We start from the raw sequence: 15,471 nt of genomic DNA on the forward strand, positions 1-15,471 counted from the left end.
AAAGGTGCGGGCCGGAAGTTTTTTTCAGAAGTGATGGGTTCGCGATCAGTCCTGCTCGATACCGAGGCTGATGCCGCGCGAGGCGAGCCAGGGGAGGGGATCGATCTTGTTCTCGCCGGCGAGGTGAACCTCGAAGTGAAGGTGCGGGCCGGTGGAGAAGCCGCGGTTGCCGACAGTGGCGATCTGGTCGCCGGCCATGACCTGCTGACCGACGGTGACGGTCGACGTGTCGATGTGGCCGTAGACGGTGATCGTTCCGTCCGCATGCTGCAGACGGACCCACATGCCGAATCCGGAAGCCGGGCCCGAATCGATGACCTTGCCGTCGGCGACGGCGACGATGGGCGTCCCGATCGGGGCAGCGATGTCGACGCCCGCGTGCAGGGTGCCCCAGCGGGTACCGAAGTTGGACGTGAAGGTTCCGACTGCGGGCAGGACGAACAGCGGGCGACGGGCAGCGGCTTCGCGTGCGGCGCGCTCGTCACTGAAACGCTGGCCCTTGGCAAGCAGGTTGCTGAACTGGGAAAGATCGGTCGGCGCTGCGACGTTGAGGACCTGGGGAGCGTCGGCTTCGGTGGTGGCTGCCGTGGAGGTGGCCGGAGCGAATTGAGCGGCCTGCGGTTCTGCGGTGGTGCCGATCGCGGAGGACTCGTTGGCGAGTGCAACTTCCGAGTGGTCGGCGGCGGAAGAGGAACCGTCGTTGATGACTGCCTGGCCCGCAGCGACAACTGCGCCGGCTGCAACGGCCAGAACGGCGGCGCGGCCCTTGAGGGCGGAGGGAGGAGTGGGGAGTCGGTGGGCACCGCTGCGGCGAACCGGAGATTCGACATCGACTGTCGGTGCGGAGGAGGAGTAAGTGGGAGCGCTGATCACGTCGGACTCGACGAACTCGTGAGAGTCGGATTCTGACGACGTGGAGGATGAATTTCGAATGAACATATCGGTAGAGATCTCAGAACTTTTAGTCTCGGTGTAACGCCTGGCCGAGTGCGTTGGATAAGTGGTCGTGACCTCGTCATGTGCTGGGTTCGAGAACCTACTAGCGGTGAACTGGCTGCGGTGATGCATATGCCGGTTCTCTCCTCGAGTTCGTGATCAGCCCGTGACTTAGACCGACTGACGGTAACGAAATGATTGCGATGGGCGCAAGCCGTAGCGGAAACCTGTCCGATTATGTGACGTGCCTCACAGCTTGACCTGGGAATATGTCGATTCGGGCAAAACGGACGAATCATCTCGTTTCGTGATCAAGCGTGTCACAACCGGATCACCGGTCCACCCAGGCACTACCGTCGATCGAGTGTCCACAACACCTGGAACTACGTCGCAGGCGCGTTTCGACGACCCCCGAATGAAGTCCGGTGCGCCCCTCGCGGCGGCAACCGGATTGCTCGGAGCCCTCGCAGTCGCGGCCGGTCCCGTCGTCGGAGTCGGGAGTGGCCGAGGGATCGACACGACGGGGGCTCTTGCTTCTGCAGCTCTCTTCGCCGCTGTCTGCACGATCATCGTGCCGTTGGTTGCAGTGCTTGCTTCCGGACGCAGACCCGCCTTTGCCGGTGGACTCCTGGCAGGTATCGGCGCGGTGGCGCTCGGGGCGGCAATTCTGGACGTCCAGTTGTTCGTCGACGCAATCGATGCAAACCGCTTGGACCTTTTCCGTCCGATTTCTGCGGGTTCGATCGATGCGGGTCCGGGTGCCTACCTCGCGCTCGTCGGCCACGGACTTCTTGTCTTGGCCGGTGTTCTCGGGCTCATGGTCGTCCATCGTGAATCGGAACGAGACGGATACGGCAGTGCGCGCGCCGCAGAATTCGACGGGCGATCGGTTGGCGGGCGGATCGGCGGGTGGCCGACAGCGCTGCTGATTCTGGCCGCAGTGGTGTTCGTGCTCTCCCTGTTCGGTCCTTCCTTCAGTTCGCAGGATCCGATCTTCCTGGTGAAACCACTCGTCGACTCGGCGGCGGCCACCGCTGTCGGTACGGGATTGGTCGGCGTCGCGGTACTCGTGGCGGTCGCGGCGGCTTTGACGTCCATCTCGCTGCCGGTTGGCTGCGGCGCGCTGATCGGTGTCGGTCTCGGCGCACTGGCAGTCAGCGGCACCAGGGTGGTGGCGGGTTTCGCGGCCGGTGATCGGATCGGGGTCGGCTCGGGTTCCGTCGTCGGGGCGCTGGCAGCGGTAGTCATCGTCGTCATCGGAGTTTCGGCGCACTATCTGGCGTCCAGACGCGAAGCTGATGCGATTCCCGCCGCCAGTGCGGACCGCGCTCCCGCGAAGACGACGAAGGGGGCGCTCAAAGCAGTCATGGTGGCTCAGTCCCGGGCAGCGCAGGCACGGGTGAACCGACTCCACCGCGTGGCCGGAATCGGCGCAGTTGTCACGGCAGCAGTGGCAGCCTTGGGCGCGGTCCTTCCGGTTCTGTCGTTGCCGGAGGGAATCCCGGAACCGTCGATTCTTTCGTCTCGACTTGTCCTGCTCGCCGCTGCCGTACTGCTGGTCGCCGCGCTGGGTCTCTTCGTTCCGGGCCGCGCCGCCGTGGTGCGTCCGGCCGTCGGAGTGTTGTGGACAACGGTCGTGATGGGAGTCGCCGCGGTCATGCAGTCGGCAGTCATCGCGACGGACGTACCGGGCGTCGGGTTGGGAGCCGGAGCCTTCGTCCTCTGCGGGGCAGCACTCCTCGCTGCGGCGACGGGACTGCTCGTCTGGTTGGCAGGAAGCGCCGAACGTGAGGACGTCGACACGTCGGTAGGCGGCGGTTCGAGAGGGCTGGTACTTCTCGTCGGAGGGATCGGCGGCGTCGCGGTCCTGATCGGAACCGCGCTTCCGCTCTATCAAGGCGACGCGTACAGGGCGGCGTCAGTTCTGGAGTGGCCGTGGGGAATTGACGTCTGGGGGCAACTGCTCGTCGGCGTCGCCGTCGTGATCGCCGCGGTGATCGCCGCGTCTGCGCGGCCGGCGCAGGGCGTAGTACTGCTGATCGGATCTGCCGTGGCAGCTCTGGTGTACGTCAGTGAGTGGCCGCTCACGTCATCGCGCATATCGGACGCAACGGTGGGGGTGGGTGCGATCACAGCAGCCACGGGCATAGTGTTGCTTCTCGTTGCAGCGTTCTCGAGCGCAAGAATCAGTGAGACTGATGCTTGACAAATTCGGTGTGGCCACCTTGCCGAATCGGTGAGGCGTGCCTCATTGGGCAATTGCGCGTGACTTGGGCCACATAGCATCAATGCGGGCGCAAACCGAACGCGGCAACTGGTTAAAGTCCAGAACAGACCCGCTCCTACCCCTCGAGCGGGTGACAACGCAGACGAGACGGTGAGCAGATGGATCTCTTCGAATACCAGGCGAAGGAACTCTTCGCCAAGCACGGAGTGCCGACTTCGGCTGGACGTGTTACAGACACAGTCGCCGGCGCACGCGAGATTGCCGAAGAAATCGGTAAGCCCGTGATGGTGAAGGCACAGGTCAAGGTAGGCGGCCGCGGCAAGGCCGGTGGCGTCAAGTACTCGCCCGACGTGGATGCCGCAGTGGCAAACGCCGAGGCAATCCTGGGCCTGGACATCAAGGGCCATGTCGTCAAGAAGCTGCTGGTCGCAGAGGCAAGTGACATTGCCGAGGAGTACTACATCTCCTTCCTGCTCGACCGCACCAACCGCACCTACCTGGCCATGTGCTCGGTAGAGGGTGGCGTCGAGATCGAGGTCACCGCCGAGGAGAACCCCGACGCTCTCGCGAAGATCCCCGTCGACGCAGTCAAGGGCGTCGACCTCGCGTTCGCGCGCAGCATCGCCGAGGCAGGAAAGCTGCCCGCAGAGGTGCTCGACGCAGCGGCCGTCACGATCCAGAAGCTGTGGGAGGTCTTCATCAACGAGGACGCACTCCTCGTCGAGGTCAACCCCCTCGTTCGCACGCCTTCCGACGAGATCCTCGCCCTCGACGGCAAGGTCACCCTCGACGAGAACGCAGCGTTCCGTCAGCCCGGCCACGAGGCATTCGAGGATCGCGACGCAACCGATCCCCTCGAGCTCAAGGCCAAGGAAAACGACCTTAACTACGTCAAGCTCGACGGTGAGGTCGGAATCATCGGCAACGGCGCGGGCCTTGTCATGTCCACGCTGGACGTCGTCGCATACGCCGGCGAGAACCACGGTGGCGTCAAGCCCGCCAACTTCCTCGACATCGGCGGCGGAGCTTCCGCTGCAGTCATGGCAGCCGGCCTCGACGTCATCCTCAACGACGCACAGGTCAAGAGCGTGTTCGTCAACGTCTTCGGCGGCATCACCGCGTGTGACGCAGTTGCCAACGGCATCGTCGGCGCACTGAAGACCCTGGGCGACGAGGCCAACAAGCCGCTCGTCGTTCGCCTGGACGGAAACAACGTCGAAGAGGGTCGTCGCATCCTCGCCGAGGCCAACCACCCGCTGGTCACGGTCGTCGCAACCATGGACGAGGCCGCCGACAAGGCCGCCGAACTCGCTCACGCAGCGAAGTAAGGGACTCACAGAACAATGGCAATCTTCCTCACCAAGGATTCAAAGGTCATCGTCCAGGGCATCACCGGCGGCGAGGGCACCAAGCACACCGCTCTGATGCTCAAGGCCGGCACCCAGGTCGTCGGCGGCGTCAACGCACGCAAGGCCGGCACCACGGTCTCGCACGTTGCTGCTGACGGTTCCCCTGTCGAGCTCCCCGTCTTCGCGACGGTCGAAGAGGCAATCAAGGAGACCGGCGCAGACGTCTCCATCGCATTCGTTCCCCCGGCCTTCTCGAAGGACGCCATCGTCGAGGCCATCGACGCGGAGATCCCGCTCCTCGTGGTCATCACCGAGGGCATCCCGGTTCAGGACTCCGCTTACGCTTGGGCGTACAACGAGTCCAAGGGCAAGAAGACCCGCATCATCGGACCGAACTGCCCCGGCATCATCACCCCGGGTGAGGCCCTCGTCGGCATCACGCCCGCCAACATTGCAGGCACCGGCCCCATCGGCCTGGTCTCCAAGTCGGGCACCCTGACCTACCAGATGATGTACGAACTCCGTGACTTCGGCTTCTCCACCGCCATCGGCATCGGCGGCGACCCGGTCATCGGCACCACCCACATCGACGCCATCGAGGCGTTCGAGAAGGATCCCGAGACCAAGGTCATCGTGATGATCGGTGAAATCGGTGGCGACGCCGAAGAGCGTGCAGCCGATTACATCAAGGCCAACGTCACCAAGCCGGTCGTCGGCTACGTGGCAGGCTTCACCGCTCCCGAAGGCAAGACCATGGGCCACGCCGGCGCCATCGTCTCCGGTTCCTCGGGAACGGCTCAGGCCAAGCAGGAAGCTCTCGAAGCTGCAGGCGTGAAGGTCGGCAAGACGCCGTCCGCCACTGCTGCTCTCGCTCGCGAGATCCTTCAGTCCCTGTAAGGGGCTTCGCCCCCCGTGCGTGGTTAGGGAGTTTCCGGACTCCTTAACCACGCACAGTGGTATCGACCCACATCGATCCGGCGGGTTCCAACTGCCCGGCGCCGGATGTGATGGATGCGACGACCGATTCGAGATCGTCGGCATCACGGGCGGCGAGTGTCATGACCGCCTTCGATCCATAGGTAGTTCCGAGCACCGAGACGCCCCGCGCTCTCAGTTCTGCTTCCACTCGACCGGCCTCTGAGTGCCGGATCGCCAAAGTGCGCAGGATTTTCCGCTCCCTGGCCACCAACTCGGCCGAATCGAGAGCAACCGAGACCGCTCCCGAATACGCGCGAACCAATCCGCCGGCGCCGAGCTTGATTCCGCCGAAATAGCGCGTGACGACCACAATCACATCGACCAGATCTCGAGACTTGAGAACCTGAAGCATCGGCACTCCCGCAGTGCCGCCCGGTTCGCCGTCGTCGTGTGCACGCTCGACGCGCGAGTTCGCGTCGTATCCGATCACGAAAGCCGAACAATGGTGGCGCGCATCGGGATACAGCGACTTCTGCTCCGCGACGAACGACATGGCGGCTTCGGTGTCGTCGATCCGGCGAAGCGCGGCGATGAATCGTGAGTGCTTCACCTCGGTTTCGACGACATGGTCGGCGCCGGGCGCGAGGGTGAAGGGCATCTGCCCATTGTCTCCCGTCGGTGTTAGCGTGCGAAGTCGAGACACATACGCTGGTAACCATCGAAGACCGTCTACGAGGAGAAGTCATGACGTTCACGCCGCAAGGGCCCAACTTCGGGCCACCGAATCAGCCGGCAGCGGGCGGTGGAACCAAGAATCTCGGATTCATCCTGCTCATCGCCGTCGCGGCGCTCGGCCTGATCAACTTCCTACTCGGTTTTGCGCCCTTCACCACGATCAGTGGAAGCAGCAGCGGAATCGGCAGCGATCTGGACACCAGTTCGAGCTTCTTCGAGTCGAGCATCTACGGCCTCGGATTCATCTTCGCCGGCGGCGTTGTCGCGGGCGTCTCGCTGCTCCCGAAGCAGTCGTACGCAGGCATTGCCGCAGCGCTCTCACTCACGGGTTTCTTTGCTTTGGTGTTCGCCGCGTTCTCCGTCGGTACCAGCGACTACGTCGAGATCGGGCTCGGTTGGGGCCTGATCATCGTGCTGATTCTCTCGTTCGTGCAGACCGTCGTCGCAGTTGCTGCCTTGCTGTTCGAGATCGGAATCCTGAAGGCTCCCGCGCCGCGTCCGGTAGCCCAGCAGTACGGTCAGCCGCAGGGTTACGGTCAGCAGCAGGGTCAACAGCCGGGGCAGCCCCAGGGCTACGGACAGGGGCAGTACGGTCAGCCCCAGCAGGCTCAGCAGCAGCCTCAGCAGGGTCAGTACCAGCAGAATCCGCAGTACGGGCAGGCGCAGCAGCAGGGATACGGGGGAGCGCACGCCGCCCCCGCCGACCCGACTGCTTCGCAGCAGCCTTATGGGCAGAGCGCATCGCCCTACGGCCAGAACCCGGTGCAGAATCCCACGCAGACCCAGGCCGACTCGTCGTCGTCCGCAACGACGTCGTCTTACTATCCGCTGACCTCGCAGCCCGGTGGCCAGCCGAACCCGAGCTACTCGTCGGACCAGTTCACCGCTCCGCGTGGTTACGGCCAGCCGTACAACCAGCAGCAGACTGGCTCGACCGAGCAGCCGACGGGCTTCGAGCCCCCGACTTTCGAGCCCCCGACGTTCGAATCACCGACGCCGCCCGCGGAACCTGAGCAGGGCAGCAGCGATTCTGCGGCCGAGACCAAGGTCTTCGGTTCCCAGAACCCTGACGAGCGTCAGCAGTAGTACTTCTTCGTTTCACGAGCATGAATGTGGCCTCCGACCCGCTGCGGGTGGAGGCCACATTCCGTGAGCCCGACGGCGCGCCTGAGTGCGCGGCGCACTATCGAGTGAAACCCTCGAGGGGATGAGTTCTTTGATTGATGGCACCCGGTCCCGTCCCGCGTCCGCACGACCCGGACGTGGTCGTACTGGCGGCGGCCGCGTCGGCGGCGGTCGCCCGGCACCCAACCCGGACCTGGCACGCAAGTTGCTGACTGTCGCGTTCCGGCCGTCGGGCCTGACGATGCTGCTGATCGCGGCCGTTGTTGTGGTCACCTTGGTATCGGCGAGCAGCGATCTGACCGGAACCTTCGGCGCCATTGCCACTACATGGTTGGTCATCCACCAAGTGCCGGCGACTATCAGCGGCGTCCAACTCGGTGTACTGCCACTGCTTCCGACGGCGGTCATGATGTGGGTGGTCGCACGCCGATGCGCGTCGACTGCGGTGCACACCGACTCCCGCGACGACACACTCCGCCTGGTGGGGGCCGCGATCGCCGGACCGTTGACGATCACGGCGATCGCGCTCGCAGTGGTCGCCGACGCTTCCGCGGCGATTCCGCTGTCGAGCCCCAACACGTTGGCTGCTTTCGGCTGGGTCGCCGGGATTCACCTGATCGCCGCGTCCGTCGGTATTGCTGCTGCGCACTGGGATCGTGTCGTCGCCGAGATTCCGCCGTGGGCATCTGCCGCTGTCCGCCCGGCAACGGCCGCGTCGGCAGCGCTGTTGGCCGCAGGCGCCGTGGCCGTCGTAGTGTCACTGCTCGTGTCGTGGTCGACTGTCGGTGACCTGCTCGCGCGCGGCAACGGGTTTGTCGGCGTTCTGGGATTGACGGTGTTGTCGCTCCTCTATCTTCCGAATCTCGTGGTCGGCGCTGCCGCGGTGATGACAGGATCGACGGCCGATTTCGGCAACGTCTCCATCAGTGTGTTCGGCAACATCGGCGGAGATCTGCCACCGCTGCCCCTTCTCGGAGCCATTCCGGAAGGCGTCGCCGGCGGAATCTGGCCGATCTTGTTGATCGTTCCGGCGGCGGTGGGAGTGATGCTCGGCCGCGATTGCGCTCGACGCATCGCCGGGCAGGACAGTGTGCTCGCGGTGCTGACGGCAGCTGCCGGTGCCGGCGTCGTCATGGCTCTGCTTGCCCTTGCTGCCGGGGGAGACCTCGGGCAGTTCGGCACCGTCGAGGTCCTGTGGTGGGGCTTCGGTCTTCTGACTTTTGCGTGGCTGGGATTGTTCGGAACCGTCTCGGCGCTGTTCGCGATGTGGTTCTCGCATCGCGGACACATGAAGGACGAGGTTGCGCCGCCGGAGGCTGAACCGGCTCGAACATCCGAGCCAGAACTCGCGATCACGGCCGCGGCCACCCCGGAAGAGGCAGACGAGAACACCGACGAAGTGCTCGCCCAGGAATCTGCGGTAGTTGTCACCAAGGTCGTCGAAGCTGAAATCGTCGAGGAATCAGGCGAACCTGTGCAGGTCGTGACAGAGGAAACCGTCGAGATCGAAGTAGTCGACGCCGAAGTTGTCGCGGCACCCGAGACCGACCCCGCTGCCGGACCCGAGACAGAGTCCGGGCCGGAGACCGACCTGCCCTCGAAGCCGCAGGAGTCCAGCGACTAGGCTGTCATGCGGCCGATACTCCGGCCGCATCATCTTCCAGTTCTCAGGAGTAGTGCGCTGACTGCCTCGGCCGACAATCCGCAGCCGACAATGCCCGACAGGGTCCAATTTCGCGACTCGATCGCGCGGGTAGTCGTACTCGCTTCCGGCGCGGGAACCCTGTTGACCGCGCTGATCGACGCTTCGCATGCCGACGGATACCCGGCCGAGATCGTTGCCGTCGGTGTAGATCGTGACTGCCTCGCCGCCGAGCACGCCGCGGATTCGAAGATTCCGTCCTTCAAGGTGTCGATCAAGGCCTACGAAGATCGCGCCACCTGGGACGACGCGCTGACGGCAGCGGTGGCCGAGCACGAACCCGACCTGGTGGTCAGTGCCGGTTTCATGAAGATCCTCGGCCCCACCTTTCTCGCGCGTTTCGGCGGCCGAATCATCAACACTCATCCCGCGTTGCTGCCTGCCTTCCCCGGCGCGCACGCGGTTCCCGACGCTCTGGCGTACGGCGTGAAGGTCACCGGTTCCACGGTGCATCTCGTCGACGGCGGAGTTGATACCGGGCCGATCTTGGCACAGGAAGCTGTGCCGGTGCATGACGACGACACCGAGTCGTCGTTGCATGAACGCATCAAAATTGTGGAGCGACGGTTGTTGGCGGACGTCATCGCCGCTGTTGCTACGCGCGGAGTGGTTTCCGATGGACGAAAGGCCGTGATCCCCAGTGAGTGAACGCAAGGCTGTGCGCCGTGCACTTGTCAGCGTCTACGACAAGAGTGGTCTGATCGAGCTGGCCACGGGCCTGCACGAGGCCGGTGTCGAGTTGGTCTCGACCGGTTCGACCGCGTCGAAGATCGCCGATGCCGGAATCCCCGTGACCCCGGTCGAGGCTCTGACCGGATTCCCGGAATGCCTCGAAGGCCGTGTGAAGACGCTGCATCCGCGCGTCCACGCCGGCGTTCTCGCCGATACCCGCAAGCCGGATCACCTCGCTCAGCTCGAGGAACTCGGAATCGCGACTTTCGAATTGGTCGTCGTGAATCTGTACCCCTTCACGGAGACGGTTGCCTCGGGCGCCAGCCCGGACGAGTGCGTCGAGCAGATCGACATCGGCGGCCCGTCGATGGTGCGTGCTGCAGCCAAGAACCATCCGTCGGTTGCCGTCGTGGTCGATCCGGCTCGCTACGCCGACGTTCTGACTGCCGTTGCCGGTGGCGGATTCACTCTGCGTGAGCGCACTGTGCTTGCGGCGCAGGCGTTCCAGCACACTGCGTCGTACGACGTCGCTGTTGCAAGCTGGATGACGAGCACGATTGCCGCCGACGAAGACGGTTCGCAGTTCCCGGCCTGGGTCGGTGCCACGTGGAACCGCAGCGCTGTCCTGCGCTACGGCGAGAACCCGCACCAGGACGCCGCGCTGTACGAAAACCCCGCAGCGCCTGCAGGTTTGGCTCAGGCAGAGCAGTTGCACGGCAAGGAGATGTCGTACAACAACTACACGGACTCCGACGCCGCGTGGCGCGCAGCGTACGACTTCACTGATCCGGCAGTGGCAATCATCAAGCACGCCAACCCGTGTGGCATCGCCATCGGCACCGACATCGCCGACGCTCACCGCAAGGCGCACGCATGCGATCCGGTCAGTGCTTTCGGTGGCGTGATCGCAGCCAACCGAGAGGTCACTGTCGAACTGGCCGAGCAGATCGCCGATATCTTCACCGAGGTCGTCATCGCGCCCTCGTACGAAGACGGAGCTGTCGAGGTTCTGCAGCGTAAGAAGAACATTCGTGTTCTGAAGGCTGCCGCTCCCACCGCTACCGGCATCGAACTGCGTCCGATCTCGGGCGGTACTCTGCTCCAGCAGCGCGACGTCCTCGACGCTGACGGGGACAACCCGGCCAACTGGACTCTCGCCAACGGTGAGGCTGCCGATGCCGAGACCCTCGCAGACCTCGAATTTGCTTGGCGCGCCAGCCGTTCGGTGAAGTCCAATGCGATCCTGCTGGCCTCCGGCGGCGCGTCCGTCGGCGTCGGCATGGGCCAGGTCAACCGCGTCGATGCAGCGCATCTTGCTGTTCAGCGCGCCGGTGACCGCGTCGTAGGTTCGGTTGCGGCCTCGGATGCGTTCTTCCCGTTCCCTGACGGCCTGCAGGTACTTCTCAACGCCGGCGTCAAGGCTGTTGTGCAGCCGGGTGGATCGGTTCGTGACAACGAAGTGATTGCTGCGGCCAAGGAAGCCGGCGTCACTCTCTATCTGACCGGTGCGCGTCACTTCGCGCACTGATTCCTGCTTCGCTGGCGGGCCTCGACTTCCTCTTCGTAGGTTGTCGGGGCCCGTTCTGCTTTCAGGTGGCCCGGTTCTTTCAGGCAGCCCGGTTCTTTCAGGCAGCGCTGCTGTGGGTGCCCTGGAGTTCGCGGGGTGAGCCGGTGATGACGACGCGTGAGGCTCCGCGACTGCGGATCTCGCTGATCAGTGCGCCGAGGGTGGCTTCGTGGGCAGCGTCGGAGTGCGAAAGATCCAGGGTGACGGCGTATCCGGTGAGGTCACCGGGCAGATCGACATACGGCGGCGCGATGGACAGTTGGTTGACTCGAAGTTTCATGTGGTGCTCCTGCGTGTGAAAGGTAAAAGAAAAGGCACCCGAGGCGTTTGCCCTGGGTGCCCGAGAACGAATCCGGTGAAACTGGGGATCATTCTCGGGGTACACCGCGCTTGTTGCCCATGTGCTCGGCCGACATTGCGGCCGAAAAAATGTGCTTGTCTGCGGTGCAGCTGCGCCACGAAAGTACGGATACGACGTTCGGGTGTAGCGACATGATGTCCGTTCCTTTCTCGGTGGCGTTGCTGGTTAATGGATGACCGTACAGCACCGACCGAGGGTTCGCACCAATAAAAAGCGCCGCGAACGTAAACACGGGGTGACTTCTGTCCCCGGATTTGTGGGATTGAAAGCGCCTCTGTTGCAGGTCAGGCGTAGAAAGCGAAAGTCCCTCCGCGATGCTTCGCGGAGGGAACTTTCTACCTGAAAAAAAGGACGTTCGGTCTGTACGTGATCAGGAGAACGAACGGACCCACGCTGTGAAGGGCTCCGAGAACTCTGCCGAGTACGGAAGCGGCGCGACGTAGTCGGCACCGGTGGACTGTTCGTCGCCGATGTCCTTGAGTACGAAGTTGGCGTTGCGCATCCGCACGGAAGTCAGCGCTGTATGTGAGAGCGCGGCATCCAGTGCTGCGACATCGGCGGGAATGACTTGGATGTCCTTGTCCGAGCAGCTGGTGAGAACGGGCATGCCCGCCGGCAGCGCCGCCACGAGCGCAACCGGGTCCAATGCGTCTTCCTCGGCGAGTGCCTTGGCGTTGGCGTGAACGAGTCCCGCATTCTGCAGCGGCTCGGGCAGGTCATCCGGAACTGTGCCCTCGGATCGCAGCGACTCGACGGCGTCGGCGAGCGCGACGCGCAGTTCGTCAGCCAGTTCGACCGGCAACTGACCAGCGCCGACGACGGCGTCGAGCTGGCGGTGAATCTGCGTCGTGAGTAGATCGAGAAGCCTGACGCTCAGTGGCTCGAGGAGTGCGAGGGCGCTGACTCTGGTGCCCTCCTTCGCAGTGGCGAGAGCCAGCGCGACGACGGCACCGTCGCTGTGTCCGACCACGAACAAGCGCTCGGGATCGACACCGGGTTGCCCGGCGAGGTAGTCCAGTCCGTCGGAGGCGGCGTCGACAAACGTGTTGAAGCCGAGATCGGCGATGTCTTCGATCTCGTAGTCGCCGAGTGCGGTTTCGCCGCTGCCGAGCTTGTCGTAACGCAGACTTGAAATGCCCTGATTCTCAAGGAGATCCGCGATGAAGCGGAGGGTTCCGATATCACCTTCGAGGAGCGCGCTGTCGCCGTTGCGATCGGTGGGGCCGCTGCCGGCCAGAATCAGTGCGGCCGGGGCAGGGGCGTCGGGTGAGGCGGCCAGGCGAAGACTCCCGTACAGGGTGACGTCGCCGGATTGGAACGAGATCTCGGTGTCGGACATGACGACTTGTCTACCAGGTCCGCACGTTCAGGCGGTGCGCAGACTCCGTACACGGCGCCAGCCGCGCCAACTGAACCACAAGAGTGCGGCGAGCAGCGGAATGATCAGGAACGGCAAGATCATCGCGATCAACGAGGTGAAGAAAGTCAGTACGTCCTCGATGACGGAAACGACAGGATTTGCCAGCCCACCGGTAGTGGCCGTACTGACCGCGCGAGTTCCGGTCTGGGCGGCGCTGAACGTCAAAGCCGTCGGTGCGCCGACGATGATGCCTGCGAGCGCGGCTATCGCAGGATCGAGATGGCTGAAAGCCGCCCAGGCAGCGATCACTCCGGCGACGGGTCCGGTGACGTTCCCGATCACCGACAACGCGTTGTCCACGAAGGGAATGAGGTCGGCACCCAGTTCGACCACTGCGGCGATCGCCAATGCCACCAGTGCGCCGGTGGATCCGATCCACCGCATCGACTCGCCGACGGTGACCCCGAACAGTTCGAAATGCACCGCAGCGCTCAGCATCAACAGCGGCAGGAAGGTTCGCATTCCGGACGCTGCGGCGAGTCCAAGGCCGAGCATGGCGGGCAACACCCAGGTATCCATGGGTGGAGTTTAGGTCTACTGTGCGCCTTTATTAACCGCCGGCGGTTAATAAAGGCGCACAGCAAGCACTCGGAAAGGACCTTCCATGGCGACAAACCCGCAGCCGATGTTCTTCCTCAACCTGCCCGTCAGGGACCTGGGCAAGGCCACCACCTTCTACGAGGCCCTCGGATACTCCAAGAACACGCAGTTCTCCGACGAGAACGCGTCGTCGATGGTCATCAGTGACACCATCGTCGTGATGCTGTTGGCCGAGCCCTTCTTCAAGACCTTCACCACCAAGGGCATCGCCGACACCTCGACGTCGACGGAGGCGCTGCTCGGACTCTCGGCCGAGACCCGTGAGGCCGTCGACACCATCGTCGACAAGGCGCTCGCGAGCGGCGGTTCCGAAGGAAACGCGACGCAGGATCACGGCTTCATGTACAGCCGCAGCTTCCAGGATCCCGACGGCCACATCTGGGAAATCGTCTGGATGAACCCCGAGAACATCGAGGGCTGAGCGACCGAACTTCCTCGGCGAGAGGCGAAACCCCGCAAACACTCGTAGCGTGGAGTGGTGACTGTCGCAAAAACCCTCGGAGAGCTACGCGCCTCCGGACACGTACAGCGAAGTGTCAAGGAAGAACTACGAGAGAACCTTCTCGCCGCGTTGCGGGACGGCCGTGACCCCTGGCCCGGGATAGTCGGGTTCGAGGACACGGTCGCTCCACAACTCGAGCGGGCGCTGATCGCCGGCCACGACGTGGTTCTGCTCGGCGAAAGAGGTCAGGGAAAGACGAGGTTGCTTCGCACTCTCGGGCTCCTGCTCGACGAGTGGACGCCCGTCATCGAAGGCTCGGAACTGGGGGAGCACCCGTACGAGCCGATCACCCCGGCTTCGATACGTCGAGCCAAGGAACTGGGTGACGACCTCCCGATCGCCTGGCGCCACCGCAGCGAGCGGTACTCCGAGAAACTGGCAACGCCGGACACCTCGGTCGCCGACCTGATCGGCGACGTCGACCCCGTCAAGGTTGCCGAGGGTCGGAGCCTCGGCGATCCGGAGACCATTCACTTCGGTCTGGTCCCTCGCGCGCATCGCGGAATCGTGGCCATCAACGAGCTTCCCGACCTAGCCGAGCGCATCCAGGTCTCGCTGCTCAACGTGATGGAGGAGCGAGACATCCAGGTCCGCGGATACACACTTCGGCTTCCGTTGGACGTCCTGCTGGTCGCGAGCGCGAACCCCGAGGACTACACCAACCGTGGACGCATCATCACACCGCTCAAGGACCGCTTCGGCGCCGAGATCCGCACTCACTATCCGGTCGAACTGGAGGGCGAGATCGCGGTGATCGAGCAGGAAGCGCATCTGGCCGCCGAGGTGCCCGACTATCTCCTCGAAATTCTTGCCAGATTCACACGCCTGCTTCGTGAATCCACCTCGGTGGACCAGCGATCTGGTGTGTCGGCACGATTTGCCGTCGCCGGCGCAGAAACCGTCAGTGCGGCTGCGGTACGACGCGCGGCGGTGCTAGGCGAAGCTGATCCTGTTGCACGGCCGGTCGATCTCGAGTCCGTGGTCGAGGTTCTTCGCGGCAAGGTGGAGTTCGAATCCGGCGAAGAGGGCCGCGAACTGGAGGTGCTCGAGCACCTGTTGCGTCGCGCGACGGCCGATACCGTTCGGGTGCGTCTCGGCGGAATCGACCTGGGAATGCTGGTTGCTGCTGTGGAGATGGGCAATACGATCGTCACCGGTGAATCTGTCACGGCCAAGGCATTTCTCGACGAACTTCCGGACCTCGAAGTACTGGACGAAGTAGCCGAACGTCTCGGCGCGCAATCCGACGGTGAGCGTGCCGCCGGTGCCGAACTTGCCCTCGAAGGGCTTTACCTCGCGCGCCGGATCTCCAAAGATCAAGGCCCGGGCGGCCGCTCGGTGTATTCGTAAGGGGCAG

At 64.0% G+C, this 15,471-nt stretch carries 14 protein-coding genes; 9 read left to right on the forward strand and 5 right to left on the reverse strand.

Annotated features, from left to right (window positions below; genetic code table 11):
* Positions 1–45: 45 nt before the first annotated feature.
* Positions 46–1,068, reverse strand: coding sequence for a M23 family metallopeptidase (locus ACFT1A_RS07160; RefSeq protein ID WP_378446405.1), 1,023 nt, complete (start codon positions 1,066–1,068; stop codon positions 46–48).
* A gap of 232 nt (positions 1,069–1,300) precedes the next feature.
* Here ACFT1A_RS07160 and ACFT1A_RS07165 point away from each other — a divergent pair, with 232 nt between their 5' ends.
* The 3 genes from ACFT1A_RS07165 to sucD all read left to right on the forward strand — a co-directional run bounded on the left by ACFT1A_RS07165 (position 1,301) and on the right by sucD (position 5,409).
* On the forward strand, positions 1,301–3,142 hold the full coding sequence (locus tag ACFT1A_RS07165) for a hypothetical protein (protein WP_378446406.1): 1,842 nt from the start codon (positions 1,301–1,303) through the stop codon (positions 3,140–3,142).
* Positions 3,143–3,321: 179 nt separating this feature from the next.
* Positions 3,322–4,491 carry an ADP-forming succinate--CoA ligase subunit beta gene (sucC, locus tag ACFT1A_RS07170; RefSeq protein ID WP_378446407.1) on the forward strand — a complete coding sequence of 390 codons (1,170 nt, stop codon included), beginning with the start codon at positions 3,322–3,324 and terminating at the stop codon, positions 4,489–4,491.
* 15 nt (positions 4,492–4,506) lie between these two features.
* Positions 4,507–5,409 carry a succinate--CoA ligase subunit alpha gene (gene sucD, locus ACFT1A_RS07175; RefSeq protein WP_003946432.1) on the forward strand — a complete coding sequence of 301 codons (903 nt, stop codon included), beginning with the start codon at positions 4,507–4,509 and terminating at the stop codon, positions 5,407–5,409.
* A 43-nt stretch (positions 5,410–5,452) separates the two neighbouring features.
* Here the strand turns inward: sucD and ACFT1A_RS07180 are convergent, their stop codons facing one another.
* The gene (locus tag ACFT1A_RS07180) at positions 5,453–6,088 is read right to left on the reverse strand and encodes an IMPACT family protein (RefSeq protein ID WP_378446408.1); all 636 of its coding nucleotides are present in this window, start codon (positions 6,086–6,088) and stop codon (positions 5,453–5,455) included.
* An 86-nt stretch (positions 6,089–6,174) separates the two neighbouring features.
* On the opposite strand from ACFT1A_RS07180, the gene ACFT1A_RS07185 reads away from it, so the two are divergent.
* The 4 genes from ACFT1A_RS07185 (at position 6,175) to purH (ending at position 11,192) form a co-directional block, all read left to right on the forward strand.
* The gene (locus ACFT1A_RS07185; RefSeq protein ID WP_378446409.1) at positions 6,175–7,251 is read left to right on the forward strand and encodes a DUF5336 domain-containing protein; all 1,077 of its coding nucleotides are present in this window, start codon (positions 6,175–6,177) and stop codon (positions 7,249–7,251) included.
* A gap of 121 nt (positions 7,252–7,372) precedes the next feature.
* Entirely contained in the window at positions 7,373–8,914 is a 1,542-nt protein-coding gene (locus ACFT1A_RS07190) for a DUF6350 family protein (protein ID WP_378446410.1), read from the forward strand.
* Positions 8,915–8,920: 6 nt separating this feature from the next.
* The gene (purN, locus tag ACFT1A_RS07195) at positions 8,921–9,640 is read left to right on the forward strand and encodes a phosphoribosylglycinamide formyltransferase (RefSeq protein ID WP_378446411.1); all 720 of its coding nucleotides are present in this window, start codon (positions 8,921–8,923) and stop codon (positions 9,638–9,640) included.
* A complete protein-coding gene (gene purH, locus ACFT1A_RS07200) occupies positions 9,633–11,192 on the forward strand; it encodes a bifunctional phosphoribosylaminoimidazolecarboxamide formyltransferase/IMP cyclohydrolase (RefSeq protein WP_378446412.1) in 1,560 nt (519 codons plus the stop codon). Before purN ends, purH begins: the two co-directional genes overlap by 8 nt.
* A gap of 97 nt (positions 11,193–11,289) precedes the next feature.
* On the opposite strand, the gene ACFT1A_RS07205 is transcribed toward purH, so the two are convergent.
* The 3 genes from ACFT1A_RS07205 to ACFT1A_RS07215 form a co-directional block, all read right to left on the reverse strand.
* Entirely contained in the window at positions 11,290–11,511 is a 222-nt protein-coding gene (locus ACFT1A_RS07205; RefSeq protein WP_003946391.1) for a hypothetical protein, read from the reverse strand.
* 451 nt (positions 11,512–11,962) lie between these two features.
* Entirely contained in the window at positions 11,963–12,931 is a 969-nt protein-coding gene (locus tag ACFT1A_RS07210) for an alpha/beta fold hydrolase (protein ID WP_317827313.1), read from the reverse strand.
* A gap of 27 nt (positions 12,932–12,958) precedes the next feature.
* Positions 12,959–13,531, reverse strand: coding sequence for a DUF4126 domain-containing protein (locus ACFT1A_RS07215; RefSeq protein WP_378446413.1), 573 nt, complete (start codon positions 13,529–13,531; stop codon positions 12,959–12,961).
* A gap of 85 nt (positions 13,532–13,616) precedes the next feature.
* Here ACFT1A_RS07215 and ACFT1A_RS07220 point away from each other — a divergent pair, with 85 nt between their 5' ends.
* Positions 13,617–14,033, forward strand: coding sequence for a VOC family protein (locus tag ACFT1A_RS07220; RefSeq protein ID WP_378446414.1), 417 nt, complete (start codon positions 13,617–13,619; stop codon positions 14,031–14,033).
* Positions 14,034–14,087: 54 nt separating this feature from the next.
* Positions 14,088–15,464, forward strand: coding sequence for an ATP-binding protein (locus ACFT1A_RS07225; RefSeq protein ID WP_378446415.1), 1,377 nt, complete (start codon positions 14,088–14,090; stop codon positions 15,462–15,464).
* Positions 15,465–15,471 lie beyond the last annotated feature (7 nt).

The sequence above is a fragment of the Rhodococcus sp. NPDC057135 genome, assembly GCF_042670865.1.
In the GTDB taxonomy this organism is placed as follows: Bacteria; Actinomycetota; Actinomycetes; order Mycobacteriales; family Mycobacteriaceae; genus Rhodococcus_F.

Excerpts from the sequence above, each read along its gene's own strand:
- ACFT1A_RS07160 (WP_378446405.1), bottom strand. The coding sequence starts at position 1,068 with ATGCATCACCGCAGCCAGTTCACCGCTAGTAGGTTCTCGAACCCAGCA.
- sucC (WP_378446407.1), top strand. The coding sequence starts at position 3,322 with ATGGATCTCTTCGAATACCAGGCGAAGGAACTCTTCGCCAAGCACGGA.
- sucD (WP_003946432.1), top strand. The coding sequence starts at position 4,507 with ATGGCAATCTTCCTCACCAAGGATTCAAAGGTCATCGTCCAGGGCATC.
- ACFT1A_RS07180 (WP_378446408.1), bottom strand. The coding sequence starts at position 6,088 with ATGCCCTTCACCCTCGCGCCCGGCGCCGACCATGTCGTCGAAACCGAG.
- ACFT1A_RS07185 (WP_378446409.1), top strand. The coding sequence starts at position 6,175 with ATGACGTTCACGCCGCAAGGGCCCAACTTCGGGCCACCGAATCAGCCG.
- ACFT1A_RS07190 (WP_378446410.1), top strand. The coding sequence starts at position 7,373 with ATGAGTTCTTTGATTGATGGCACCCGGTCCCGTCCCGCGTCCGCACGA.
- purN (WP_378446411.1), top strand. The coding sequence starts at position 8,921 with ATGCGGCCGATACTCCGGCCGCATCATCTTCCAGTTCTCAGGAGTAGT.
- ACFT1A_RS07205 (WP_003946391.1), bottom strand. The coding sequence starts at position 11,511 with ATGAAACTTCGAGTCAACCAACTGTCCATCGCGCCGCCGTATGTCGAT.
- ACFT1A_RS07210 (WP_317827313.1), bottom strand. The coding sequence starts at position 12,931 with ATGTCCGACACCGAGATCTCGTTCCAATCCGGCGACGTCACCCTGTAC.
- ACFT1A_RS07215 (WP_378446413.1), bottom strand. The coding sequence starts at position 13,531 with ATGGATACCTGGGTGTTGCCCGCCATGCTCGGCCTTGGACTCGCCGCA.
- ACFT1A_RS07220 (WP_378446414.1), top strand. The coding sequence starts at position 13,617 with ATGGCGACAAACCCGCAGCCGATGTTCTTCCTCAACCTGCCCGTCAGG.